The sequence below is a fragment of the Haemophilus parainfluenzae genome (genome assembly GCF_003252725.1).
GTDB lineage: Bacteria > Pseudomonadota > Gammaproteobacteria > Enterobacterales > Pasteurellaceae > Haemophilus_D > Haemophilus_D parainfluenzae_L.
In genome coordinates this window covers 493,591-519,076 of the sequence record NZ_QEPO01000001.1, presented here as the reverse complement: position 1 = coordinate 519,076, position 25,486 = coordinate 493,591, and the positions used below count along the sequence as shown (strand labels likewise).

Here is a 25,486-nt window from a genome sequence, read left to right as displayed (position 1 = left end):
ATGAAAAAGATCGCAATTAGCCTGTTGATCGTGCTGTTTGCGATCTTTGCTTTTTTCTATACACGAATTCAAAAACTGGAAACAGTTATTACTACCACGCTAGCTCAGCATGAAACTACCTTCCAAGAGTTTAATATGGGCATTTTCCCTGAGCCGTATATTTCCTTTGACAAAGTTCAACATAATCAAATAAGTATTGAAAAAATAACTGGAAAATTTTCTCTGCCATCATTAGTTTTGGGTAATGCTCAACTACAAGAATTAGTTGCTCAAAATATCAAGTTATCCCCAAAGGCACAAAACTCAGCAAATGTTCAAGTGCATTTCAACGGTTTCCCACTTAATTATATTACTAGTGATGATATTCCATTTAGCACAACAACTCTCATTACTGTTGAACTAGCAAAACCACTTTATGGCAGTAATAGAATCTTTAATTTTCGTTTTATCAAAGGTCATGTTACCCTCCGTCGGGAAAGTGAATCACTTATTCAATTTGATCATGTTCAATTCAATCAGCAAGACCTGGGCTACATTGAAATTCATACAGATTTAACAAAGCCACAGAAACGTGCCATTGCTTACATTAAGCCTAGATGCACCACAAATTGTCTTGCTGTACTCAAATTTGATAGCTATCTACAAAAAAGTGCGGTCAATTTTTCTGGTAAAAATTTTCCTTTAACGCAGTTGTTAGCTTTACTTAATTTTCCGCAAACCATGACAGGTACGAGTGATTTTAACACTCAATTAGCCTTTACAAACTCAGAATTAATCGAAGGGAAATTTGATTTTAATGCACGTGATGGTGAGCTTTTAGGACTTAATCTACTGGATATGGCGGCACAGTATTTACCGATTAATTACAACAGTGATTTAACCGCGAGTAGAAATATGAACACGCCTTATGAGCGTTTTGAATCAAGCCTTTCATTCGAAAATCATTTGCTTAAAGTCGATAAAATAAACTTAAAAACAACCGCACTTTTAGCTGAAGGTGCTGGAGCCATTGATTTAGATAATGTACAATGCGACGTCAATTTAACCTTAAGATCCACTAACGAAAAATACAAAAAGCTGGCATTGCCTATTCGCTTTTTCGATAGTTGCTACTCACCACAGTATAAGGTAAATATTGACCAAAACTTTCGTCATCAATTGAAAGAATTAATTAAAGAGAAATTAAAATAATGTCATTTTATCAGAAAGCAGAAAGAACCCAATATTGGCGCGTAGTCATCATGGCTTGCGCCGCTTTTATTTTTAATACCACGGAATTTGTGCCAGTTGCGTTACTCACCGATATCGGACAAAGTTTTGATATGCAAAGCTCCGATGTGGGTTTAATGATGACCGTTTATGCTTGGACGGTTATGATTATGTCTTTACCTGCCATGCTCGCGACAGGCGATATGGAACGTAAAGGCTTGTTACTGAAGCTTTTCGTCATTTTTATCATCGGCCATATTATCTCTGTCATTGCGTGGAATTATTGGATTCTTCTCATTGCTCGTATGTGTATTGCGGTAGCGCATTCACTCTTCTGGGCAATTACCGCATCATTAGTGATGCGTGTAGCACCGAAGAATAAGAAAACACAAGCAATTGGTATGCTCGCTATCGGTACATCCCTTGCGACTATTTTAGGCTTACCATTAGGCCGTTTAGTCGGTCAATTAGTTGGTTGGCGTATTACTTTCGCAATCATTGCAGCATTAGCTTTGGTTGTGATGGTATTTATTATGCGTTTATTACCAAACCTACCAAGTAAAAATGCAGGCTCGTTATCTAGTCTGCCGATTTTAGCAAAACGTCCATTACTTATTGGACTTTATGCCACAACGGTAATCATTGTTTCAGCACACTTTACCGCTTATACCTACATTGAACCCTTTATGGTTCAAATCGGCGAACTAGATCCAAATCTTGCGACAATAATTTTGTTGGTATTTGGGGTTTCTGGCATTACCGCAAGTGTGATCTTTAACCGCTTATACCGTTTTGGTCCAACCCAATTTATCAGTACGGCAATGATTTTATTGGCAGTCTCTTTAGCATTTATGCTTGTTTCTGCAAGTTATACCGCCACCATGTTTACCCTTGCTTTTATTTGGGGTATTGGCATTTCTTGTATCGGACTGGCATTACAAATGCGTGTACTGCAACTTGCACCAGATGCAACAGACGTAGCAAGTGCCATTTATTCAGGTATTTTCAATGCGGGTATTGGTGCCGGCGCACTGTTTGGTAACCAAATCGCTCGCCATATTGGTCTTGAATATATTGGCTTTACGGGCGCAGCATTAGCGATGATTGCACTCGGCATCTTTGTCTTCTTCAACTTTCGCTATCGTTCTCAAAACGTCTAAAAAAATGACCGCACTTACTCAAGTGCGGTCATTTTCTTTTCTAATCTAGATGGAAACAAGCGATTAGCTTACCATCAGGATATTTTTCCAATTTCGGTTGCTCATTTCGACATTTATCAGTCGCTTTCCAACAACGCGGATTAAATGCACAACCCTTTGGAGGATTAATCGGACTTGGTAATTCTCCGGTTAATTTAATCCGTTGACGACGTAATTCAGGCGATAATCTAGGTGTCGCTGAAAGCAAAGCTTGTGTATAAGGATGCTGAGGATTATTAAAGATCTGCGCTTTTGTACCCATTTCAACACAGCGACCTAAATACATCACCATCACCTCATCTGCAATGTGTTCAACCACCGAAAGATCATGGGAAATAAACACATAAGATAAACCAAGCTCAGCTTGCAAATCCATCATCAAATTCAGCACTTGCGCACGAACGGACACGTCTAACGCAGAAACGGGTTCATCCGCCACAACCACGTCAGGTTCAAGCATTAAACCACGAGCAATCGCGATACGCTGACGTTGTCCACCTGAAAACATATGTGGATAGCGATCATAAAACTCTGCGCGCAATCCCACTTTCGCCATCATGGATAACACTTTTTCTTTACGTTCTTTAGCCGATAGATTGGTATTAATGACTAAAGGCTCTTCCAAAATTGTGCCGATTTTCTTACGCGGATTCAGTGAGGCATAAGGATTTTGAAACACGATTTGGATTTTCTGACGGCGCAATGCTTTCGTTTCGTGATCATTCTCTAAGAAATTTTGCCCGTTGTAGTACAACTCACCTTCTGTCGGTTCTTCTATCATCGTCAAAAGACGGCCTAGTGTGGATTTACCACAACCAGACTCGCCTACCACCGCAAGGGTTTTGCCACGCTCTAAGGAAAAAGACACACCATCTAACGCTTTCACTTGCTGTGTTTTAGCAAACATCCCTTTTTTGACCGGATAATATTTTTTCAGCCCAATAGCATTGAGCAATGGTGCATTTTCTTGTGCGACATCAGACATTGCTAGGTTCTCCTTGGGCATTTAATGGTGTATGACATTTTACTTGTCGATTTCCTACTTGGCGTAATTCAGGCTCCACAGTTCGACAAAGATCTGTCGCATACGGACAACGTGGATTTAGCAAACAACCTTGTGGGCGATCGTATTTACCTGGCACTACACCAGGTAAAGATTGCAAACGAGATTTACCTTCTGCAAACTCTGGTAAAGAACGCAATAACGCTTGAGTATAAGGATGTTTGGGTTCACGGAAAATATCTTCTGCTCGTCCTTCTTCCACTACTTGTCCTGCATACATCACAATAATACGATGTGCCGCTTCTGCAACTAACGCAAGATCGTGCGTGATCAGAATCAACGACATACATTCTTTTTGCTGTAACTCAAGCAACAAATCTACAATTTGAGCTTGAATGGTCACATCCAGTGCGGTGGTTGGTTCATCAGCAATGAGCAATCTCGGTTTACATGCAATGGCCATAGCAATCATAACACGTTGGCTCATCCCGCCAGAAAGCTGATGCGGATAAACATCAATACGTGATTCAGGATCAGGAATACCGACTAAACGTAATAGCTCTAAGGTGCGCTCACGACGTTCTTTTTTGCTGCCGCCTTGATGCGCTTTGATGGCTTCCATAATTTGGAAACCCACCGTATAGGCCGGATTTAAGCTTGTCATCGGGTCTTGGAAGATCATGGCAATATCTGCGCCAACTAATTCCCGCTTTTCTTTTGGCGGTAATCTTAAGAGATCTTTACCTTCAAATTCTAGCCCTTTCGCTGAAACACGCCCAGGAAAATCAATTAAGCCCATCACAGCAAGGGAACTTACTGATTTCCCTGAACCTGACTCGCCGACAATACCTAATACTTCGCCTTGATTGACTTGGTAGCTTATACGATCCACCGCTTTAAAAGGTGCTTTTTCATCACCAAAGTGAACAGACAGCTCTTTTACATCTAATAATGCCATTCTGCCCCCTATTGTTTTAATTTTGGATCGAGTGCATCACGCAACCCGTCGCCCATTAAGTTAAATGCTAAAACAAGCGATAAAATCACTAAACCTGGAATGGTAACCAACCAGTTTGCCGCCTGCATAAAGCTACGTGATTCAGATAACATAGTACCCAATTCTGGTGTTGGTGGTTTTGCACCGATACCTAAGAAACCTAAAGTCGCTAATTCTAAAATCGCATTAGAAATCCCCATCGTCATTTGTACGATAAGCGGTGCAAGGCAATTCGGTAAAATGACAATAAACATTAAACGTAATACGCTTGCTCCCGCCACTCGTGAAGAGGTGACATAATCTCTGTTTTTCTCGTTTAATACTGCTGCACGTGTTAAGCGCACATAACTTGGAATCGAAACCACGGCAATCGCCAACGTCGCATTCGTTAAAGAGGGCTCTAAAATTGACACCACCACAATGGTTAAAAGCAAGTTTGGGATAGCCAACATGATATCAATGAAACGAACAATTAATGTATCTAATGCTCCACCATAATAGCCTGCGAGCAAGCCAAGACTCGTTCCTAAAATGCAAGATAAAATGACAATAATGAAACCTGCAAAAACAGAAATGCGCGTACCATAAATAATGCGAGAAAGAATATCTCGACCAATGTCATCCGTACCCAGTAAATAAGCTGAATTGCCGCCTTCATACCACGCAGGCGGTAACAATAGCGCTGAACGATTTTGTTCGATAGGATCAAAAGGTGCAATCCAAGGGGCAAAAATACTGATTAATGCTACGACAAGAATAAAAGTGAGCCCAATCACCGCCCCTTTATTTTGTTTGAAATAAAACCAAAACTCCTGCAACGGTGTGCGAGGCGCAATCGTTTCAATAGATAAAGTTTGTTCCGTCATTAATAAGGCTCCTTATTGATGGCGAATACGTGGGTTTACCACGCCATAAAGTAAATCGATCGTCAAATTCACCACAATAATAATTGTAGCGATAATCAACACAGCGCCTTGTAAGACGGGATAATCACGATTAGAAATCGCATCAATAATCCATTTACCAATACCCGGCCATGAGAAAATTGTTTCGGTTAAAACTGCACCGGATAATAACTGTCCTACAATCAATCCCACCACGGTCACAACAGGGATCAGTGCATTACGTAGCGCATGAACAATCACAATTCGGGTATAACTTAAGCCTTTGGCTTTCGCTGTACGAATATAATCTTCACCTAACACTTCCAACATCGAAGAACGTGTCATTCGGGTAATCACCGCAAGTGGAATGGTACCTAGCACAATAGATGGTAGAATCAATGACTTAATGGCATTTACAAAGGCGCCTGGCACGCCTGAAAGCCAAGTATCGATTAACATAAAACCGGTTGGTGTATCGATCCAGAAACTGTCTTCTAAACGTCCCCCTTGTGGTAAATCTAACCAAGGTGAAACATATAAGATCAAAATTAATCCCCACCAGAAAATTGGCATGGAATAACCCGTTAATGACATAGCTGTCACGGTATGAGAAATCCAGCTATCTTTCTTGACAGCAGCAATCGTTCCTAGCGTAATGCCGGCAATTAATGACCAAAATAGTGCAAAGAAAGCCAATTCAAACGTGGCAGGGAAAAGTGTGAAAAACTCCCTCAGAACAGGTTGTTGAGTACGGAATGATTCACCAAAATCGCCTTGTATTACATTACCAATATAATTGAAATATTGCTGATACAACGGTAAATCGAGACCAAGTTGTTTCATCATTTGTTGATGAACTTCTGGCGTTAAACCTCGCTCTCCCATCATAATTTCCACAGGATCGCCTGGAATAAAATGAATGAGAGCAAAAGTCACAAAAGTGATGGCGATAAAGGTAGGAATCACCATCAAAATACGTTTTAAAATAAATTTAAACATCTACTTCCCACATGATAAAAGTGCGGTCATTTCTTCGAATGCTTTCGCACTTGGCACCTTGAGCATAAACATCAATATTCATACTCGTTGCAATAAAATCCTCCCGATTCTACCGCACTTTTTCTAATTTTGCCAAATGTGCAATCAACCACTTAATGCCTTGAGCTTGGAAAGCTATTTGTAAACGGGTGTTATTATCTGAGCCTTCAACGTTTATAACAGTGCCAAAACCAAACTTTTCATGTTTCACTTTTTGCCCCATTTTCCATTCATTTTCTGGCAAACTCGTGCTTAAACTCCCTACTTTCGCTTGGTTTAATGCTCGGGTGACTGTTCCGCGTAAACGGATTTCTTGAATGCACTCTGATGGCAATTCTGCAATAAAACGCGAAGGTAAATGGCGTTCTTCTTTCGTGTAAACACGACGACTTTCAGCATAACAAATGGTAAGTTTTTGCTTCGCTCGAGTAATGCCCACATAAGCAAGACGGCGTTCTTCCTCCAAACGACCAGGCTCTTCAAATGAACGGAAACTTGGGAATACGCCCTCTTCTACCCCCACCATAAATACGTGCGGAAATTCCAAGCCTTTTGCTGAGTGTAAGGTCATCATTTCCACACAAGATTGATGCGGTGAAGCCTGCTCTTCTCCCGCTTCTAAAGAAGCATGAGTTAAAAAGGCGGTAAGATCGGTCATATCCTCTGCTTCATCAGGTTTGATAAATTCTCGGGTTGCCGTCACCAATTCTTCTAAGTTTTCAATACGGACTTCACCTTTCTCGCCTTTTTCCTGTTTATACATATCGTATAAGCCAGAATGTTTAATCACGAAATCAGTTTGTGCAAACAGTGGCATTTCGGCTGTATCAACCTGTAAAGAATTAATCAACTCTTGGAAACGAAGCAATGCGGTTGAAGCACGTCCCGTTAGCATATTTTCTTGTGTGGCCACTTGTACTGCTTGCCATAAGGTAATTTGACGTTCACGCGTTAAGTTACGTAATACATCTAAAGTACGATCACCAATGCCACGTGTAGGGGTATTAATCACTCGCTCAAATGCCGCATCATCTTGACGATTATTGATTAAGCGTAAATACGCCAACGCATCTTTAATTTCTTGGCGTTCAAAGAATCGCATTCCACCGTAAATACGATAAGGAATTTGACAACGAATCAAGGCTTCTTCAATGACACGAGATTGGCTATTACTACGATATAAAACAGCACAATCATCTAATTTCCCACCGTCATCTACCCAATTTTGGATCTGATACGCCACAAATTTTGCCTCATCTAATTCATTAAATGCTGCATAAATACCTACTGGCTCACCCATTTCACCGTCGGTCCATAAATTCTTACCGAGGCGATCACTATTATTCGAAATAAGTTGGTTGGCACTTTTCAAAATATTGCCGGTAGAACGATAATTTTGTTCCAAACGAATGGTTTCAGCATTGAAATCTTTTAGGAATTTTTGAATGTTTTCGACCTGTGCACCACGCCAACCATAAATGGATTGGTCATCATCGCCCACAATCATCACTTTGCCCGTATTACCCGCAAGAATTTTGATCCAAGCATATTGGATTTTATTGGTATCTTGAAACTCATCCACCAAAATGTGCTGAAAACGCTGCTGATAACGTTGCAAAATCACTGGCTTTTTAGCAAATAATTCATACGCACGAATTAATAATTCAGCAAAATCCACTAAGCCCGCACGATCACAAGTATCTTGATAAATTTGATAAATCTTAATCCACTCTTTTTCCTGACGATCACCAAAATCATTAATATCTTGCGGTCTTAAACCTTCATCTTTTTTATTATTGATATACCAACACGCTTGTTTTGGTGGAAATGCTTTATCGTCATAATTGTGCAATTTCATCAAGCGTTTTACTAAACGAAGTTGGTCTTCAGAATCCAAAATTTGGAAATCTTGTGGCAAGTTCACATCTAAATGGTGAGCGCGTAATAATCGATGGGCAATGCTATGGAATGTCCCAATCCACATACCAAATAGATTCGATTGAGCATGTTTGGATAAGGTATCTTGAATACGATGACGCATTTCAGCAGCGGCTTTATTGGTAAAGGTTACCGCCATAATGCTGCCTTCAGAAATATTTTCTACGGCAATCAACCAAGCAATACGATGAGTCAAGACGCGAGTTTTACCACTTCCAGCCCCCGCAAGCACAAGGTAATTGCCAAGTGGTGCTGCCACTGCTTCACGTTGTTTATCATTCAAGCCATCAAGTAATTCTGAAATATCCATTGCTCTTATTTTAATCTGGTTAAATTTACAGGGAATTATAGTGGGAATTATGCGTTTAAACAATCCCAATATTTACAAATTTCCTCCGCCCGCTTATATTAGCAATATCAAATAATTACTATATATTGACGAAGAAAAAGGAGACATAATGTCAATAAAAACTACATTAAAATTAACCGCACTTTCAGCCCTAACCGCCCTCACGTACACTTCTCACGCACAGGCTGAAGGCAAACTCACCGTATATTGCAGTGTACAAAATGTCGTATGTGAAAAAGTCACGCAAGCCTTTAGTAAAAAATACAATGTAGATGCACAATTTGTACGTAATAGTACAGGCGTTGTATTAGGCAAAATTAAAGCTGAAAAAGAAAACCCACAAGCTGATTTCTGGTTTGGTGGCACGATTGAACCTCATCTCCAAGCGGCTGAATTAGGCTTACTTGAATCCTATCGTTCCCCATTACAAAAAGATATCATGCCGCAGTTTAAATCTTTAATGGATCAACGTGGCAATTTCACCTCTGTGATTTACTTAATGGAACTTGGCATTGGGGTCAATACTAAAAAATTAAAAGAATTGAATATTCCAGCGCCAAAATGTTATGCAGATCTAATAAAACCAGAATATCAAGGGCAAATTCAATATCCCGATCCACGTGTTTCTGGTACGGGTTATTCCCTTATCAGCACTTTTTCCACATTATGGGGAGAAGAAAAAGCTTTTGATTATTTAAAAAAATTAGAGCCAAATCTCATGCAACATACCAAAACAGGCCTTGCGAGCAACTATTTGGCTAACGGTACTGTAGCGATTGATTTAGGTTTTATGTTGGTTTATCCGCGTGAGAAGAAAAATGGTGCGCCAGTTGAAGGCATTTTACCATGCGAAGGCGTAGGCTATTCTTTAGGCGGGGCAAGCATTATTAAAGGAGCTAGAAACCTTGATAATGCCAAGCTATTTATGGATTTCGTGCTAAGCAAAGAAGCACAAGAAATTCCATGGAAAGAATCAGACTCTTACCAACTTCCAACCAATATCCATGCAGAACCTGCACCAGGTTTCCTACCGGCTGGTAAATTAAAACTGGTGAATATTGATTTTATGAAATTTGGTACAGATCAAGAAGGTAAACGCCTCACCCAACGTTGGGTTTCTGAAGTGCTCTTAGAGAGTAAATCGCCAAAAGAATAAAAGGAATAAACAAAAAGTGCGGTCAAAATAAGAATGTTTTTGACCGCACTCGTTTTTATATAGATAAAACTAAGCTAAAACCAACCGCTCTTTACCCGCATAGATATTAGCTTTTCCAGGGCGAGCAAAGCCGATAAGGGAAAGATTGTGTTGTTCAGCCATATTGACGGCAAGATCTGTTGCTGCAGAAATTGCAACAAGTAACTCGATGCCACAAGCGACCGATTTTTGGACCATTTCATAACTGGCTCGGCTTGAAACAAGTACGAATCCTTGCGGTTGATTCTGTTTAGCATGCCAGCCGATTAATTTATCTAGTGCCACATGTCGCCCAACATCTTCTCGAATCGCCAGTAAATTACCCGATAAATCAAAAAAGGCGGCGGCATGTGTCGCCCCTGTCTCTTTTCCGAGTGTTTGATTAGCTTGTAATTGTGCTAAGCAACCATCTAATAAATTTAAATTAAATTGGAAAGTGCGATCTAATTTTGGCAATTTTTTATAAACTTGTGAGATTTGTTCTGTGCCGCAAATGCCACATCCTGTTCTGCCTGTTAATGTTCGGCGATGATCTTTTAATGCCACAAATTGACGGCTAGATAATTCAATTTGCACTTCAATGCCATTGCATACTTCCACCACATCAATGCCATAAATATCCGCTTTTTTCTCAATAATACTTTCCGCTAATGAAAAGCCTAAAGCAAAATCCTCTAAATCTTGGGGAGAGCACATCATGACGGTATGTGCAATACCATTATAGACAAGTGAAACAGGGACTTCCGCAGCCAAACTATCTTGTTTTTCCACTAAAAGTAAGGTCGGATTTTCAGATGTTTTTTTTAAAAAATTAATTGTTTTTTGGATTATCCAGTGCATTATTTTTTCCCAATAAAATGACTGTTGTAAAAATGTTACTTTTTTTTAACAAAAAATGTTTGTTTTGTGATCTAGCTCAAGTTTTAAAGCGATTATAACAAGTTTTGATTATAGATTTTCGGTTAAAAAATAGTTAAAATCAGCTCCGTTTAAATTGGTCATTGTTATAATCAATTTAATGGTTGATACGTTATTTTAACGAAATCAAATAAATTATCTATACGAATTTATACTATCGAAATATCTTAACGGTTCGCCGTTATGAAGGAGTGATTATGCAGGTCTCTAGACGTAAGTTCTTTAAGATCTGTGCAGGTGGTATGGCGGGGACGTCTGCGGCAATGTTGGGCTTTGCACCATCATCTGTCTTAGCGGCACCACGTGAATACAAATTATTACGGGCTTTTGAATCCCGTAACACCTGTACATATTGTGCAGTGAGCTGTGGTATGTTGTTATATAGCACAGGCAAACCTTACGATGCTTTAAGCAGCCATACAGGCACCAATACCCGTTCTAAATTATTCCACCTTGAAGGTGACCCAGACCATCCGGTAAGCCGTGGGGCATTATGTCCTAAAGGTGCTGGCGCGTTAGACTATGTTAATAGTGAAAGCCGTGCATTATACCCTGAATATCGAGCACCGGGTTCGGACAAATGGGTTCGTCTTTCTTGGGAAGAAGCGATCAAACGTGTTTCTCGTTTACTCAAAGATGACCGTGATGCAAACTTCGTTGAAAAAGACGCAAGTGGCAAAACCGTTAACCGTTGGACCTCTACTGGTATTATGACCGCCTCTGCCATGAGTAATGAAGCCGCACTTCTTACTCAAAAATGGGTGAGAATGTTGGGCATAGTGCCGATGTGTAACCAAGCGAATACTTGACACGGACCAACGGTAGCAAGTCTTGCTCCATCATTTGGTCGCGGTGCCATGACAAACAACTGGGTTGACATCAAAAACGCCAATCTTATTATTGTTCAAGGTGGTAACCCTGCTGAAGCTCACCCTGTTGGCTTCCGTTGGGCGATCGAAGCGAAGAAAAACGGTGCGAAAATCATCGTGGTTGACCCTCGCTTTAACCGTACAGCTTCTGTAGCTGACCTTCATGCACCAATTCGTTCCGGTTCTGATATCGCATTCTTAATGGGTGTGATCCGTTACTTATTGGAAACTAACCAAATTCAACACGAATACGTTAAACACTATACCAATGCTTCATTCTTAGTTGATGAAGGTTTCAAATTTGAAGATGGTTTATTCGTAGGTTTTGATGAAGAAAAACGTACTTACGATAAATCTAAATGGAATTACCAATTTGATGAAAATGGTAATGCTAAACGTGATATGACCTTACAAGATCCACGTTGTGTGATTAATATCTTGAAAGATCACGTTTCTCGCTATACCCCAGAAATAGTTGAACGTATTACAGGCGTTAAGCAAAAACTCTTCTTACAAATCTGTGAAGAAATTGGTAAAACCTCTGCACCGAATAAAACCATGACGCACTTATATGCGTTAGGCTTTACTGAGCATACAATCGGTACACAAAATATTCGTTCAATGGCAATGATCCAATTACTCTTAGGTAATATGGGGATGCCAGGAGGCGGTATTAATGCATTACGTGGACACTCAAACGTACAAGGTACAACAGATATGGGCTTATTGCCAATGTCTTTACCTGGTTATATGCGTTTACCGAATGACAAAGATACGTCTTACGAACAATACATTAATGCGATTACGCCAAAAGATATCGTACCAAACCAAGTGAACTACTATCGTAATACCTCGAAATTCTTCGTGAGTATGATGAAAACGTTCTATGGTGATAAAGCAACCAAAGAAAATGGTTGGGGTTTCGATTTCTTACCAAAAGCAGACCGCTTATACGACCCTATCACTCATGTTAAGTTAATGAATGATGGCAAATTGAACGGTTGGATTTTACAAGGTTTCAACGTATTAAACTCATTACCGAACAAAAACAAAACTGTTGCAGGTATGAGCAAATTGAAATTCTTAATCGTGATGGATCCGCTTCAAACTGAATCTTCTGAATTCTGGAAAAACTTTGGTGAATCAAACAATGTGAATCCAGCAGATATTCAAACTGAAGTATTCCGTTTACCAACCACCTGTTTCGCAGAAGAAGATGGTTCTATAGCTAACTCTGGTCGTTGGGCTCAATGGCACTGGAAAGGCTGTGACCAACCAGGTGAAGCGTTACCAGATGTTGAAATTCTTTCTATGATTCGTGAAGAAATGCATCACCTTTATCAAAAAGAAGGTGGTCGTGGTATCGAATCTTTCGAAGCGATGACTTGGAACTATGCTCAACCGCATTCACCAAGTTCTGTAGAATTAGCGAAAGAATTGAATGGTTACGCGCTTGCTGATCTTCTCGATGCTGATGGCAATGTCATGTATAAAAAAGGTCAATTACTTAACGGATTCGCTCACTTACGTGATGATGGTACAACCTCATCAGGTAACTGGATCTATGTGGGTCAATGGACTGAAAAAGGTAACCAAACCGCAAACCGTGACAACTCTGACCCATCAGGTTTAGGTTGTACATTAGGTTGGGGCTTCGCATGGCCGGCAAACCGTCGTATCCTTTACAGTCGTGCTTCACTTGATATTAACGGTAATCCTTGGGATAAACACCGTCAATTAATCAAATGGAACGGTAAAAACTGGAACTGGTTAGATGTCGCTGACTATGGCACACAACCACCAGGCTCTGATGCAGGTCCATTTATTATGTCTGCAGAAGGTGTTGGCCGTCTATTCGCTGTAGATAAAATTGTGAATGGTCCTATGCCTGAACACTATGAACCAATTGAAAGTCCGATTGACACTAACCCACTACACCCAAGTGTCGTCTCTGATCCGACTGTTCGTATTTATAAAGAAGACCGTGAATTTATCGGTTCAAACAAAGATTTCCCTTATGTGGCAACCACTTATCGTTTGACCGAGCACTTCCACAGTTGGACTGCTCAATCTGCGTTAAATATCATCGCCCAACCTCAACAATTCGTGGAAATTGGTGAGAAATTAGCAGCAGAAAAAGGTATCCAAAAAGGTGATATGGTAAAAATTACTTCTCGCCGTGGCTACATTAAAGCCGTTGCAGTGGTAACAAAACGTTTGAAAGATTTAGAAGTCGACGGACGTACCGTACATCATGTGGGTATTCCAATTCACTGGAATATGAAAGCCTTAAATGGTAAAGGTAATCGTGGTTTCTCCACCAACACCTTAACACCATCTTGGGGTGAAGCAGTCACTCAAACACCAGAATATAAAACATTCTTGGTAAACATTGAGAAAGCGGAGGCATAATATGGCAGGAAGTGGTCAAGGCGTTCAATCGCAAGACATTATCAAGGTCTCCGCTACGTCTGGTTTAACACCAGCACCTCAAGCGCGTGATCATAAAGTTGAAGTAGCAAAATTAATCGACGTATCCACCTGTATCGGTTGTAAAGCCTGTCAGGTGGGCTGTTCAGAGTGGAATGACATTCGTTCTGATGTTAATGCTCAATGTGTGGGGATCTACGATAACCCAGTAGATCTCAATGCAAAAGCATGGACGGTAATGCGCTTTAACGAAGTTGAAGAAAATGATCGTTTAGAATGGTTAATCCGTAAAGATGGTTGTATGCACTGTTCAGAACCAGGCTGTTTAAAAGCTTGTCCTGCACCAGGCGCAATTATCCAATATGCAAACGGTATTGTGGATTTCCAATCTGATAAATGTATCGGTTGTGGTTACTGTATCGCAGGTTGTCCGTTCAACATTCCACGTATGAACCCAGAAGACAACCGCGTATATAAATGTACCCTTTGTGTGGATCGTGTTTCTGTGGGTCAAGAACCGGCTTGCGTGAAAACTTGTCCAACCGGTGCAATTCGTTTTGGTTCTAAAGAAGAGATGAAACTCTACGCAGAACAACGTGTTGCTGACTTAAAATCACGTGGTTACGAAAACGCGGGTATCTACGACCCTGAAGGCGTAGGTGGTACACACGTAATGTATGTATTACACCATGCGGATAAACCTGAACTTTATTCTGGTCTTCCAAAAGATCCAAAAGTTGACCTTACCGTCACCCTTTGGAAAGATGTATTGAAACCGGTAGCAGCTGTTGCAATGGGTGGTCTAGCACTTGCTGAAATCGCTCACTACTTAGCTGTAGGTCCAAACGTTGAAGAAGATGTAGAAGATCATCACCATGAATTTGAAGAAGATAAAAAAGGAGGCAAAGATGAGTAAGATTGAGATTAGCAATGATACTCGAATCATTCGTCATAGAACGCCTGCTCGTTTTAGCCACTGGTTACTCGTAATCTGCTTCTTTATGACGATGTTTACTGGTGTGGCATTCTTCTTCCCAGATTTTGCGTGGTTAACTGAAATTTTAGGTACTCCGCAACTGGCTCGAGCAATTCACCCGTTCACCGGTATCATTATGTTCGTTGCCTTTATTTTCCTCGGCTATCTTTACTGGGATCACAACATTCCAGAGAAAAACGATATTCGTTGGTTAAAAGGCATCGTTGAAGTATTAAAAGGGAATGAGCACGCTGTTGCAGATAACGGCAAGTATAACCTTGGTCAAAAAATGTTATTCTGGACATTGAACTTGGCGATGGTCACTTTACTTGTAACCGGTATCATTATGTGGCGTCAGTATTTCTCGCACTACTTCTCTATTCCGGTATTACGTTTTGCGATTTTCCTTCACTCTTTAAGTGCATTCATGTTGTTCACCGGTATTTTGGTACACATGTACATGGCATTCTGGATTAAAGGATCTATTCGCGGTATTGTGGAAGGTTGGGTAACTGTTCGTTGGGCGAAAAAACACCACCCGAAATGGTATCGAGATGAAGTACTTCCTAAGCTAGAAGAAGACCTCGAAAATGAAGCTGAAGGTAAAAAAGTAAAAACCAAAGCATTGTTCAAAGGTATCAATGGCTAAAATCAAAAAGTGCGGTTAAAATTGACCGCACTTTTTCTTATCAATACTTAAGAGACTATTATGAGTATCAAAATCTTATCTGCAGACGAAATCAAACAAAAAAAGAATTCATACGATATTCCACCTGTTTTGTTTGCTAACCCTAAAAATCTTTATCAACGTCGTGCAAAACGTTTAAGAGAATTAGCAAAAGATCATCCACTGGCTGATTATTTACTCTTTGCTGCAGATGTTGTGGAAACCCAATTAAGCGTATTTGAAAAAAATCCATTAGAAAAACAGCATTTCGATAATTTAAATGAAATTGAACCGTTAAATGCTAAAACATTTAAACGATCAGACATTTGGATTGAATATCTCAAAGAAATTTTACATAGCATAAAACCAAAAGCGAATGAGCAGGTTACTGCTACTATTGAAAATCTTGAAAAAGCCTCTGATAAAGAGCTTGAAGAAATGGCTACTCATCTTTTAAGCCAAGAATTTAATTTAGTGAGCACTGATAAAGCTGTCTTTATCTGGGCTGCACTTTCTCTTTATTGGTTACAATTGGCTCAACAAATTCCTCATAATAGCCGTCAAGAAGGTACAGATAATCTGCATTACTGCCCTGTTTGTGGTTCTGCACCAGTGGCAAGTGTTGTTCATATCGGCACATCACAAGGTTTACGTTATTTACACTGTAGCCTTTGTGAAAGCGAATGGAATTTAGTCCGAGCTCAATGTACTAATTGTAATGAACACAAAAATCTTGAAATGTGGTCATTAAATGAAGAGCTTGCTCTTGTTCGTGCTGAAACCTGTGGTGATTGCCAAAGCTACTTAAAAATCATGTTCCAAGAAAAAGATCCTAACGTTGAGGCAGTGGCTGATGATTTGGCATCGATTTTCTTAGATATTGAAATGGAAGAAAAAGGCTTCGCGCGCAGTGGATTAAATCCATTTGTCTTCCCTGCAGAAGAAGTGTAATTTTTACTTTTTAGATAAACAAAGTGCGGTCAAAATTGACCGCACTTTTGCATTCTAGAGATAACATGCCATCACGACAGCATTTTCTCGTCCACCATCTGGTTTTGGATAATAATTCTTACGAATATCAACCTCATTAAATCCTAGCCTTTCATAAAGGAAACGAGCCGGATTCGACTCTCGTACTTCCAGCCAAAGGGTTTGAATACCTTTCTCTTTAAGCTCACTCATTAAACCTTGCAATAAAAACGAACCGTAGCCCTTTCCTTGTTGAATCGGATCTATCGCAATATTGAATAATGTGGCTTCATCTAATACCGTTTGGCAAATAGCAAAACCAAACACTTGCTCTTTTTCCACTAATTTCAAATTGAGATAACGCTCGCCGACATTATTTTTCAATGTTCCCAATGACCAAGGCACAAGGTGTGCTGCTTGTTCAATTTCATATAGGCGACCCATATCGCATTCTTCAATAGGAAAAAGAGAAGGCATCATGATTAAATTTGTTGAATTTGTTGCCAAAGCTCACGCTTAGCTTGGCTATCTTGCTGGAATTGTGGCCAATCAACAGAGCGATAAACACGCTCGGCATTTAAGCAATAAGGCAAAGTGCGGTCGATTTCATCTACATTTTCAGCTAATAACCAATACCGCACAGAATGTTGTAATGTGATATGTTGAATTTGATCGAAATTCAGGCAAAGGCAATCTTCTTTGTTTAACTCGAGTGCCAGTCGAACATCTGAAAAAAGTGGAGAGTTCGATACGTTATCTTTCGCCACCACAATAAATTTCACTTGTTCAGACACACTCACACCAACCGCCCCTTGTAATACTTCTGGGCGATGTAGCTGCCAACGGGTTACCCCCATTTCATTTAAAAGCAGATTGCGTCTATCCATAGATTAACGAGCGATAGTATCTAACGGATAATCTCTTAAACCTTTAACAATCGCTTGTTCTTGCGCTTCGGTTGGTTTTTCTTGATACGCTTTTAAGCTACGGAAAGAAAGAATATTTTTCGCTTGATAAACCACGGCGATAAAACGTTGGAAATCTTTACCATCACAAGCATAGTAAACATCTGAAGCGTTACCAATTGTTTTTAACTCACATACTTTTTTGTTTGCATCAAGGTATTTTGTCGTTAATGCCGGAACATGTGAAACATCTTTTAGATAATAGGTTTCGCTCATAATGAATTTACGATTGCTACGATCTACATTCGCCGCACCACTTAAGAAACGCGGATCTTCTGATTTATCGAAGGCTTTCGTTTGTTTATAGAATTTCTCACCGTTGAATGTCACTTCTTGGTTACCTTTTTTAATGCGCTCAAACTGTGCATCTAAGCTTTGAGCTTGTGCCGCAGGTAATTCAACCGTTGAGCTAGTTGGTAAGGTTGAAGGTTTTTGCTTGCTACCTTGAATTTGTTCGATTAATTGACAGCCGGACAATAAACTTGCCATTGCCACTGCGGTGATGATTTTTTTCATAAATAATTCCTTAATAAATACGTCTAAATCGTTATCTTTTGTTAGAATAACACGTAATTTTAACCAATAAACTACAGGATTTAAAGCGTGATTTCTCTCGAAAGCGAAGTTTTACAACGCCATCTTCCCCTTTTTAACGGTAAATCAATTCTTCTTGCCGGTGGCATTAATGATGATTTCCCCCAAATATTAAAAAAACATTGTCAATCCGTACAAATTTGGAGCTGGTATTTTGATTATGCTAAAACCCAAAGTGCGGTCAATTTTGAGGTTGAATTTCAACCGCAAACCGATCTGATCATTTATTATTGGACGAAGAATAAACAAGAAGTGAATTTTCAGCTGATGCAACTACTCGCCAAAAGTAAAATTGGTCAAGAAGTATTAATTATTGGTGAAAATCGTTGTGGCGTCCGTTCAGCTGAAAAACTACTTGAACCTTATGGTGAAATTGGCAAAATCGACTCTGCACGTCGTTGCGGCTTATATCATTTTGCCTTACAAAAACAACCGCACTTTGATCTTCAATCTTATTGGAAATGCTACCAAAATGATGCATTAGGCGATCTCCGTATTTTCTGCTTGCCGGGTGTATTCAGTGCCAATGAACTTGATAATGGAACGTCACTTCTACTTTCTACCTTAACGTCACCAATTCAAGGCAAAGTGTTAGACATTGGTTGTGGTGCGGGTGTCATTGGTTCAATGATCAAAAAACATCACCCTAAAGCGGATGTCACAATGACTGATATTCATGCAATGGCAATTCAATCTGCTCGTCAAACGCTTGCTGAAAATCAGCTTGAAGGTCAGGTTGTCGCAAGTGATGTGTTTTCCCACATTGAGGGAAAATTTGATCTGATTATTTCAAACCCGCCTTTCCACGATGGAGTCGACACGGCTTATCGTGCAGTGAAAGAACTTATTCAACGAGCAAAATGGCATTTAACGGCAGGCGGAGAACTGCGTATCGTTGCTAATGCATTTCTACCCTATCCCGATTTATTAACACAACATTTCGGTAAGTTTGACGTACTTGCTCAAACCACCAAATTTAAAGTGTATTCCGTGAGAAATTAAGGAGAAAACAATGTTTGTAACCAGTTCAGCCATTCAAAATGGTGCCTTTGAAGACAAATATGGTAAACGCGGCACACAATTTAGCCCAAATGGTATGCCGATCTACTCTATCCCGTTTGAAATTCATGATGCACCTCAAGGTACCAAATCCTTTGCGGTTGTCTTAGAAGATAAAGACGCAATTACGGCGAGTGGCTTTGTGTGGATTCATTGGCTCATTGCGGATCTTGAACGTACCGTTATCCACGAAAATGAAAGTCAAACTGCAACAGATTATGTACAAGGTGCAAATACTTGGGCAAGTAAATTAGGTCAATTTGATATCGAAGAAGCCTCATTCTATGGTGGTATGGCCCCACCAAACTGCTTACATCGTTACGAGCTTATTGTGTATGCACTTGATACCAAACTTAACCTGAAACCGGGATTTCGTTTTAATGATCTACATTTTGCAATGCAAGGGCATATTTTAGATCAAGCTGTTGTGATGGGCACTTATGATGTTTAATCATTTATAGTTCATCCTAAAAACACCATAAAAAATGACCGCACTTCAACAAAGTGCGGTCATTTCTTTTAGGATTTTATAACGTGATTTTATTCGCGTCTTGCACTAATTTCGCGTGTGCTTTTTTCTGTTCTTTCATCTTATTGCTCGTTTCACGGCGTTGAGTAGAAAGTTCCGCATTGCGAATGTTGTAATCATCTACACGGCCTTCATAGTCGTCACGCATATTTTCAATAATTGCACGAACATCTTCAATGCTCATATCGTCACGGATATATTGATTTAAGTTATCTAATAATAAGACACGTTTTTGGTTATCACGAATTTTGCGGTTATTGTCTTCAATGTCACGCTTAAGTTTATTTTTTAAACGATATAAACGCACATACTCTAATACTTCTTGGAAGGACTTATTTACATTTCCCATGATCGACTCTCTCAAAGTTAAAAATAAACTTCAGGTAATGTAGCCTTTTTTTTCGTTCCCGTCAAAAGCTTAAATTTAAATTGATAGATTAGATCAAAAAACTGTTTGATTTAGTTGATTATCCTATTCGGTAGTGGTAAAAATGAAGAATCTATTCAAAATAAAATAAGGAAACACAATGTCAAAAGTCTTTAATTTTAGTGCTGGTCCAGCCATGATTTTCCCTGAGGTACTACACAAAGCACAATCTGAGCTAACTAACTGGCTTGGTCAAGGTGTGTCTGTGATGGAAGTCAGCCACCGTGGCAAATATTTTATGGAATTGATTGCTCAAGCAGAAAAAGATCTACGTGAGGTCTATCACATTCCAGATAACTATCGTGTGTTATTCCTACAAGGTGGGGCTCGTGGTCAATTTGCGGCATTACCGATGAACTTAATCGGTGAGAAAGGCAAAGCGCTTTACTTAAATAGCGGCCACTGGTCTGCAACTGCGGCTAAAGAAGCGCGTAACTTTGCTGAAATTGATGAAATTACCATTGTGGAAAATGGTGATCACACACACATCACCAATCTTGATTTCAGCGACATCGCTGAACAATACGATTACGTTCACTATTGCCCAAATGAAACCATCAGTGGTGTTGAAATTTTTGATGTACCAAATGTTGGCAATGCTGTTCTCGTGGCAGATATGTCATCTAATATCCTTTCTCGCGAAATTGATATTAGCAAATTCGGTGTCATTTACGCGGGTGCGCAAAAAAACCTTGGCCCAGCAGGAATTACGCTCGTGATTATTCGCGATGATTTAATTGGTCATGCTCGCCAAGCAACCCCATCAATTTGGAATTATGCAACACAGCGTGATGCCGACTCCATGATCAATACCCCACCAACCTTTGCTTGGTATCTCTGTTCATTGGTCTTCAAACACATTCAAGCAATCGGTGGCTTAAAAGAAATTGCAAAACGTAATGCAGTGAAAGCGCAAACCCTTTACGATTACATTGATAGCAGTAAACTCTATCGTAACGTCGTGGCTAAAGAAAGCCGTTCAACCATGAATGTGACATTCGTAACCGGTAATCCAGAGCTTGATGCTAAATTTGTCGCAGAATCTACAGTTGCCGGTCTTCAAGCTTTAAAAGGTCACAAAGTGCTAGGTGGTATGCGCGCCTCTATCTATAACGCGATGCCATTAGAAGGCGTACAAGCGCTCATTGAATTCATGAAAAAATTTGAAGCTGAAAATAGCTAATTATCTGATTCATTAAACTCAACGTGCGGGCTGAAAGGCCCGCTCGTTTTTATAAGGAAAGCATATGCAATACATCAACGTCGCCAATCAAGGCGTAAAATCTCTTTCACCTTACCAAGCCGGAAAACCAATTGAAGAACTCGAGCGAGAATTAGGCATTACTAATATCGTTAAACTTGCCTCGAATGAAAACCCTTTCGGTTTTCCTGAAAGTGCGAAAAAAATCATTCAAGCTCAACTGGATCATTTAACGCGCTACCCTGATGCGAATGGTTTTGAACTTAAAACAACTATTGCGAAAAAATTTGGTGTGCAACCAAACCAAATCACCCTTGGCAATGGTTCCAACGATTTATTAGAGCTCTTTGCTCATACCTTTGCGGGTGAGCATGATGAAGTGATTTATTCACAATATGCTTTTATTGTTTACCCTTTAGTGACGAAAGCTATTAATGCTGTCGCAAAAGAAATTCCCGCTAAGAATTGGGGACATGATTTAAACGGATTTTTGACCGCACTTTCAGATAAAACCAAGCTGATTTTTATTGCTAATCCAAACAACCCAACGGGGAATTTCTTAACGGAAGCAGAATTGGATGCTTTCTTAGCAAAAGTTCCTGAAAACGTGATTGTGGTATTAGATGAAGCTTATACTGAATTTACCCATCCAAACGAACGGGTTAATTCTTTTGCGTTACTAGATAAATACCCTAACCTTATCGTTTCTCGCTCCCTATCAAAAGCTTATGGTTTGGCGGGGTTACGTATTGGTTACGCAGTCTCTAATCCTGAAATTGCAGATTTATTAAATCGTATTCGTCAGCCATTTAACTGTAATAGCCTTGCTTTGACCAGTGCAATTGCAGTGATGAACGATGATGCCTTTATCGAAAAAGTGGCGGAGAATAATCGCCAAGAAATGAAACGTTATGAAACCTTCTGTCAACAATATGGCTTAGACTTTATTCCGTCTAAAGGTAATTTTATTACCATTGATTTTAAACAGCCTGCAGCATCAATTTATGATGCATTATTACGTGAAGGCGTCATTGTCCGCCCAATTGCAGGCTATGGCATGCCAAATCACTTACGTATCAGTATTGGCTTACCACAAGAAAATGACAAGTTTTTTACTGCACTTAAAAAAGTGCTTAATTTAGGAAATGAAAAATAGGAGCATTTATGACTCAAGTAACAATGATGGGTAATCCCATTGAAGTAAGCGGCAACTTTCCCAAAAAAGGGGAAAAAGTGACCGCACTTACGCTCACCAATAAAGAACTCGCTGACGTCACGCTTGATACTTATGCAGGAAAACGCAAAGTTTTAAATATTTTCCCAAGTATTGATACAGGTGTATGTGCAACTTCTGTTCGCAAATTTAATCAACAAGCAGCTAATTTAAAAAATGCTGTGGTACTTTGCATTTCAGCTGATTTACCTTTTGCACAAGCACGATTCTGCGGTGCGGAAGGTATTGAGAACGTAGAAACGCTTTCTACTTTCCGTCATAAAGAAGTCCATGACAACTTAGGGGTCAACATCACAACTGGTCCAATCGCGGGTTTGACTGCTCGTTCAGTGATTGTCTTAGATGAAAACAATAACGTGTTACATAGTGAATTGGTGTCTGAAATTAAAGATGAACCAAATTATGAAGCTGCACTAGCCGCACTATAATGAATAAGGCGCTTTTTCATAGAAAGCGCCTTTTTATTTATTCAGGAAAAATCTCATTCAATATCAATGCTATTCCATCATCATTATGCGAAGCTGTGACGCGATTTGCGGCTTGTTTAATCTCATCGGGAGCATTGCCCATTGCAACGCCTAATCCCACACTTTCTAGCATATCTAAATCATTAAAGTTATCGCCGAAAGCGACACATTCTTCCATCTTCACATGGAAGTAATCTTCGAGAAAACGTACTGCATTACCTTTTGTCGCGGATTTATGCATTACTTCAAGGAAATTCGCATGAGAACGGCAAATGCTTAAATGCGGAAATTTCTCTTTCAAGATTTGCTCAATACCAATCACTTCATCCGTTTCACCAATGATTTGAATTTTATGTGGAGAATAGACCGCACTTTCATCATAAGGATCAATCTGAATGCCTGTCACGCTACGTTCATAAATCACCCATTTATTATCCAAATCGCGAGCGACGCAATCATCATAGGTATAATAATTGACACCTAGTGCAGGATGGTCTGCTAATACTTGATTAATGGCTTGAATATCAGCGGGATCAATTTGTACCGAATAAATAGGCGTGGCGTTTTTATCTAAAATCAAGGCACCACTAAATGCCACAATGATGTTGTAGTTTTCAATGAGTTTCGCATAAGGCCAAATACCCAGCGGCGAACGAGCAGAGATTGGTGTAAATGGAATACCTTGTTTTGTAATGCGTTGAATTGCATCTAAGGTTTTAGGCGAAATTCGATGATCGGAAGTTAATAAAGTACCATCAAAATCGCTGAATACGGCTTTATACATAATTGCTCCAAATCGTCATTATTTTTCGGAAAGATAAGGGTCAGCAAAGCCCAAACCCTGCATAATTTCAGTTTCTAAACTTTCCATTTCTTCGGCTTCATCATCTTCAATGTGATCGTACCCCAACAAATGTAAGCTGCCATGCACAATCATATGCGCCCAATGTGCCATTAAAGGCTTTTCTTGCTCGATAGCTTCGCGTTCTACTACCTGGCGACAAATCACCAAATCGCCCAACAGCGGTAATTCCACTTCGTCAGGACATTCAAAAGGGAAAGACAATACATTGGTTGGACGATCTTTACCACGATAAGTCAAATTCAAGTCATGACTTTCCGCTTCATCCACAATACGTACTGTCATTTCCACATTATCACTTTCTGGTTGCACTGCAGCGGTTGCCCATTGCAGAATTTGCGTTTCTGATGGCAAGCCTTCTGTATTTTCACAGGCCAGTTGCAAATCGATAATCATATTGCCCATGTTATTCTCCTAAATTTGTTTCATTTTCTGACCGCACTTTTTGCTCACGCTCAGCTCGACGCTGCGCTGCGATTTCTTGGCGGCGAATTTCATCTTGAGCTTCCCATTCTTCGTAAGCTTGCACCACTTTTGCCACCACAGGATGTCGTACAATATCTTTACTCTCAAAGTAGTTAAAGCTCAATTCCGACACTTTGCTTAATACTTCCATGGCGTGGCGTAAACCCGATTTTGTGCTTCGCGGTAAATCGATTTGAGTCACATCCCCTGTAATCACGGCTTTGGAATTAAAACCTATACGAGTCAAAAACATTTTCATTTGTTCGACCGTCGTATTTTGGCTTTCATCTAGAATGATAAAACTGTCATTGAGTGTGCGACCACGCATATAAGCCAATGGTGCGATTTCAATCACATTACGCTCCATTAATTTTTGTACACGTTCAAAGCCAAGCATTTCAAATAACGCATCATAAAGTGGTCGTAAATAAGGTTCAATTTTTTGGCCTAAATCACCGGGCAAGAAACCTAATTTTTCGCCCGCTTCCACCGCAGGACGAGTCAGCAAAATGCGACGAATTTCTTGGCGTTCTAATGCCTCGACAGCCGCTGCTACGGCTAAAAAAGTTTTCCCTGTGCCAGCGGGTCCAATCCCAAAACTAATATCGTGCGTAAGAATATTATGTAAATACTGAATTTGATTTTCACCACGCGGTTTAATCAAACCACGCTTGGTTTTAATTGTGGTGCTATAGACGTGATTTTCACTGCGTGACTCACTGCCTTCTTGCGATAACATTCTGCTCTCTTGCAAGGCAATATGCACATCTTCCAAATCAAGTTCTTTCACTTTCCCCTTAATTGGTGCTGTCTCTACATATAATGCCTGGATTAATTTAGCCGCACGCTCAATTAATTGCTCATGATGTGGTTTCGGACTTTCATCGTTAGATTTCACCGTGAAAGTAAAATTATTGCGGGAAATATTGAGGTTAAATTCTTTTTCAATCAGTTTGATATTTTCATCGAATGCACCGCAAAGGGATTGTAGACGATCATTTTCTTGAGGTTCTAAGGTAAAAGTTGTCATTAAATTTCATTT

25 protein-coding genes are annotated in these 25,486 nt (G+C 39.9%); 12 read left to right on the top strand and 13 right to left on the bottom strand.

All coding sequences use genetic code 11. The annotated features are described in order from the left end of the window. Complete coding sequence (locus tag DPV85_RS02600; protein ID WP_111326881.1) at window positions 1–1,191, top strand: AsmA-like C-terminal region-containing protein; 1,191 nt, start codon at window positions 1–3, stop codon at window positions 1,189–1,191. Then, window positions 1,191–2,369 (top strand): sugar transporter, encoded by a 1,179-nt coding sequence (locus DPV85_RS02595; RefSeq protein WP_070868904.1) that lies wholly within the window; start codon window positions 1,191–1,193, stop codon window positions 2,367–2,369. The genes DPV85_RS02600 and DPV85_RS02595 overlap by 1 nt, the downstream gene beginning before the upstream one ends. A gap of 40 nt (window positions 2,370–2,409) precedes the next feature. Here DPV85_RS02595 and DPV85_RS02590 read toward each other — a convergent pair whose 3' ends face one another. The 5 genes from DPV85_RS02590 to uvrD all read right to left on the bottom strand — a co-directional run bounded on the left by DPV85_RS02590 (window position 2,410) and on the right by uvrD (window position 8,578). Then, window positions 2,410–3,393, bottom strand: coding sequence for a peptide ABC transporter ATP-binding protein (locus tag DPV85_RS02590; RefSeq protein WP_111326879.1), 984 nt, complete (start codon window positions 3,391–3,393; stop codon window positions 2,410–2,412). Then, the gene (gene dppD, locus DPV85_RS02585; RefSeq protein ID WP_111326877.1) at window positions 3,386–4,369 is read right to left on the bottom strand and encodes a dipeptide ABC transporter ATP-binding protein; all 984 of its coding nucleotides are present in this window, start codon (window positions 4,367–4,369) and stop codon (window positions 3,386–3,388) included. Before dppD ends, DPV85_RS02590 begins: the two co-directional genes overlap by 8 nt. A gap of 8 nt (window positions 4,370–4,377) precedes the next feature. Next, on the bottom strand, window positions 4,378–5,274 hold the full coding sequence (locus DPV85_RS02580; RefSeq protein ID WP_049370181.1) for an ABC transporter permease subunit: 897 nt from the start codon (window positions 5,272–5,274) through the stop codon (window positions 4,378–4,380). A 12-nt stretch (window positions 5,275–5,286) separates the two neighbouring features. Next, entirely contained in the window at window positions 5,287–6,291 is a 1,005-nt protein-coding gene (locus DPV85_RS02575) for an ABC transporter permease subunit (RefSeq protein WP_165816458.1), read from the bottom strand. A 109-nt stretch (window positions 6,292–6,400) separates the two neighbouring features. Then, window positions 6,401–8,578, bottom strand: coding sequence for a DNA helicase II (gene uvrD / locus DPV85_RS02570; RefSeq protein ID WP_111326875.1), 2,178 nt, complete (start codon window positions 8,576–8,578; stop codon window positions 6,401–6,403). 148 nt (window positions 8,579–8,726) lie between these two features. Here uvrD and DPV85_RS02565 point away from each other — a divergent pair, with 148 nt between their 5' ends. Then, window positions 8,727–9,773 carry an ABC transporter substrate-binding protein gene (locus DPV85_RS02565; protein ID WP_111326873.1) on the top strand — a complete coding sequence of 349 codons (1,047 nt, stop codon included), beginning with the start codon at window positions 8,727–8,729 and terminating at the stop codon, window positions 9,771–9,773. A 69-nt stretch (window positions 9,774–9,842) separates the two neighbouring features. On the opposite strand, the gene fdhD is transcribed toward DPV85_RS02565, so the two are convergent. Beyond that, window positions 9,843–10,652 (bottom strand): formate dehydrogenase accessory sulfurtransferase FdhD, encoded by an 810-nt coding sequence (fdhD, locus tag DPV85_RS02560; RefSeq protein ID WP_111326871.1) that lies wholly within the window; start codon window positions 10,650–10,652, stop codon window positions 9,843–9,845. Between the two features lie 275 nt (window positions 10,653–10,927). Here fdhD and fdnG point away from each other — a divergent pair, with 275 nt between their 5' ends. From fdnG to fdhE, 4 genes are read left to right on the top strand one after another with little or no spacing between them, the layout of a single operon-like run. After that, window positions 10,928–14,011, top strand: coding sequence for a formate dehydrogenase-N subunit alpha (gene fdnG, locus DPV85_RS02550; RefSeq protein WP_165816457.1), 3,084 nt, complete (start codon window positions 10,928–10,930; stop codon window positions 14,009–14,011). Window position 14,012: 1 nt separating this feature from the next. Then, window positions 14,013–14,945 carry a formate dehydrogenase subunit beta gene (gene fdxH, locus DPV85_RS02545; RefSeq protein WP_049366835.1) on the top strand — a complete coding sequence of 311 codons (933 nt, stop codon included), beginning with the start codon at window positions 14,013–14,015 and terminating at the stop codon, window positions 14,943–14,945. After that, entirely contained in the window at window positions 14,938–15,654 is a 717-nt protein-coding gene (locus tag DPV85_RS02540) for a formate dehydrogenase subunit gamma (RefSeq protein WP_049365400.1), read from the top strand. The genes fdxH and DPV85_RS02540 overlap by 8 nt, the downstream gene beginning before the upstream one ends. A 60-nt stretch (window positions 15,655–15,714) precedes the next feature. Next, complete coding sequence (gene fdhE / locus DPV85_RS02535) at window positions 15,715–16,623, top strand: formate dehydrogenase accessory protein FdhE (RefSeq protein ID WP_049384057.1); 909 nt, start codon at window positions 15,715–15,717, stop codon at window positions 16,621–16,623. A 54-nt stretch (window positions 16,624–16,677) separates the two neighbouring features. Here fdhE and rimI read toward each other — a convergent pair whose 3' ends face one another. Genes rimI through DPV85_RS02520 form a run of 3 tightly spaced genes read right to left on the bottom strand, consistent with a single transcriptional unit; the run spans window position 16,678 to window position 18,122 of the window. Further along, window positions 16,678–17,118, bottom strand: coding sequence for a ribosomal protein S18-alanine N-acetyltransferase (gene rimI, locus DPV85_RS02530; RefSeq protein ID WP_070583420.1), 441 nt, complete (start codon window positions 17,116–17,118; stop codon window positions 16,678–16,680). A gap of 5 nt (window positions 17,119–17,123) precedes the next feature. Next, the gene (locus DPV85_RS02525) at window positions 17,124–17,528 is read right to left on the bottom strand and encodes a DNA polymerase III subunit psi (RefSeq protein WP_070583216.1); all 405 of its coding nucleotides are present in this window, start codon (window positions 17,526–17,528) and stop codon (window positions 17,124–17,126) included. A gap of 3 nt (window positions 17,529–17,531) precedes the next feature. Beyond that, window positions 17,532–18,122 (bottom strand): hypothetical protein, encoded by a 591-nt coding sequence (locus DPV85_RS02520; RefSeq protein WP_070583217.1) that lies wholly within the window; start codon window positions 18,120–18,122, stop codon window positions 17,532–17,534. 87 nt (window positions 18,123–18,209) lie between these two features. Between DPV85_RS02520 and rsmC the strand changes: the two genes are divergently transcribed. Both rsmC and DPV85_RS02510 read left to right on the top strand, forming a co-directional pair. Then, window positions 18,210–19,202, top strand: a complete 993-nt coding sequence (rsmC, locus tag DPV85_RS02515) for a 16S rRNA (guanine(1207)-N(2))-methyltransferase RsmC (RefSeq protein WP_070583218.1) — start codon at window positions 18,210–18,212, stop codon at window positions 19,200–19,202. A gap of 10 nt (window positions 19,203–19,212) precedes the next feature. Further along, window positions 19,213–19,710: a YbhB/YbcL family Raf kinase inhibitor-like protein gene (locus tag DPV85_RS02510; protein ID WP_049370169.1), complete on the top strand. Its 498-nt coding sequence runs from the start codon at window positions 19,213–19,215 to the stop codon at window positions 19,708–19,710. Window positions 19,711–19,786: 76 nt separating this feature from the next. Here DPV85_RS02510 and DPV85_RS02505 read toward each other — a convergent pair whose 3' ends face one another. Further along, window positions 19,787–20,137 carry a DUF496 family protein gene (locus DPV85_RS02505; protein ID WP_049362174.1) on the bottom strand — a complete coding sequence of 117 codons (351 nt, stop codon included), beginning with the start codon at window positions 20,135–20,137 and terminating at the stop codon, window positions 19,787–19,789. A gap of 178 nt (window positions 20,138–20,315) precedes the next feature. On the opposite strand from DPV85_RS02505, the gene serC reads away from it, so the two are divergent. From serC to tpx, 3 genes are all read left to right on the top strand, one after another. After that, window positions 20,316–21,398 carry a 3-phosphoserine/phosphohydroxythreonine transaminase gene (gene serC / locus DPV85_RS02500; RefSeq protein WP_111326867.1) on the top strand — a complete coding sequence of 361 codons (1,083 nt, stop codon included), beginning with the start codon at window positions 20,316–20,318 and terminating at the stop codon, window positions 21,396–21,398. A gap of 64 nt (window positions 21,399–21,462) precedes the next feature. Continuing rightward, window positions 21,463–22,572 (top strand): histidinol-phosphate transaminase, encoded by a 1,110-nt coding sequence (gene hisC / locus DPV85_RS02495; RefSeq protein WP_111326865.1) that lies wholly within the window; start codon window positions 21,463–21,465, stop codon window positions 22,570–22,572. Window positions 22,573–22,580: 8 nt separating this feature from the next. Beyond that, on the top strand, window positions 22,581–23,078 hold the full coding sequence (gene tpx / locus DPV85_RS02490; RefSeq protein WP_111326863.1) for a thiol peroxidase: 498 nt from the start codon (window positions 22,581–22,583) through the stop codon (window positions 23,076–23,078). Between the two features lie 37 nt (window positions 23,079–23,115). Here the strand turns inward: tpx and DPV85_RS02485 are convergent, their stop codons facing one another. The 3 genes from DPV85_RS02485 to DPV85_RS02475 are packed head-to-tail and all read right to left on the bottom strand — an operon-like array spanning window position 23,116 to window position 25,474. Next, a complete protein-coding gene (locus DPV85_RS02485; RefSeq protein WP_165816456.1) occupies window positions 23,116–23,901 on the bottom strand; it encodes a Cof-type HAD-IIB family hydrolase in 786 nt (261 codons plus the stop codon). Window positions 23,902–23,919: 18 nt separating this feature from the next. Then, window positions 23,920–24,384 carry an rRNA maturation RNase YbeY gene (gene ybeY / locus DPV85_RS02480; RefSeq protein WP_111326859.1) on the bottom strand — a complete coding sequence of 155 codons (465 nt, stop codon included), beginning with the start codon at window positions 24,382–24,384 and terminating at the stop codon, window positions 23,920–23,922. Window position 24,385: 1 nt separating this feature from the next. Continuing rightward, window positions 24,386–25,474, bottom strand: a complete 1,089-nt coding sequence (locus DPV85_RS02475; protein ID WP_111315517.1) for a PhoH family protein — start codon at window positions 25,472–25,474, stop codon at window positions 24,386–24,388. Window positions 25,475–25,486 lie beyond the last annotated feature (12 nt).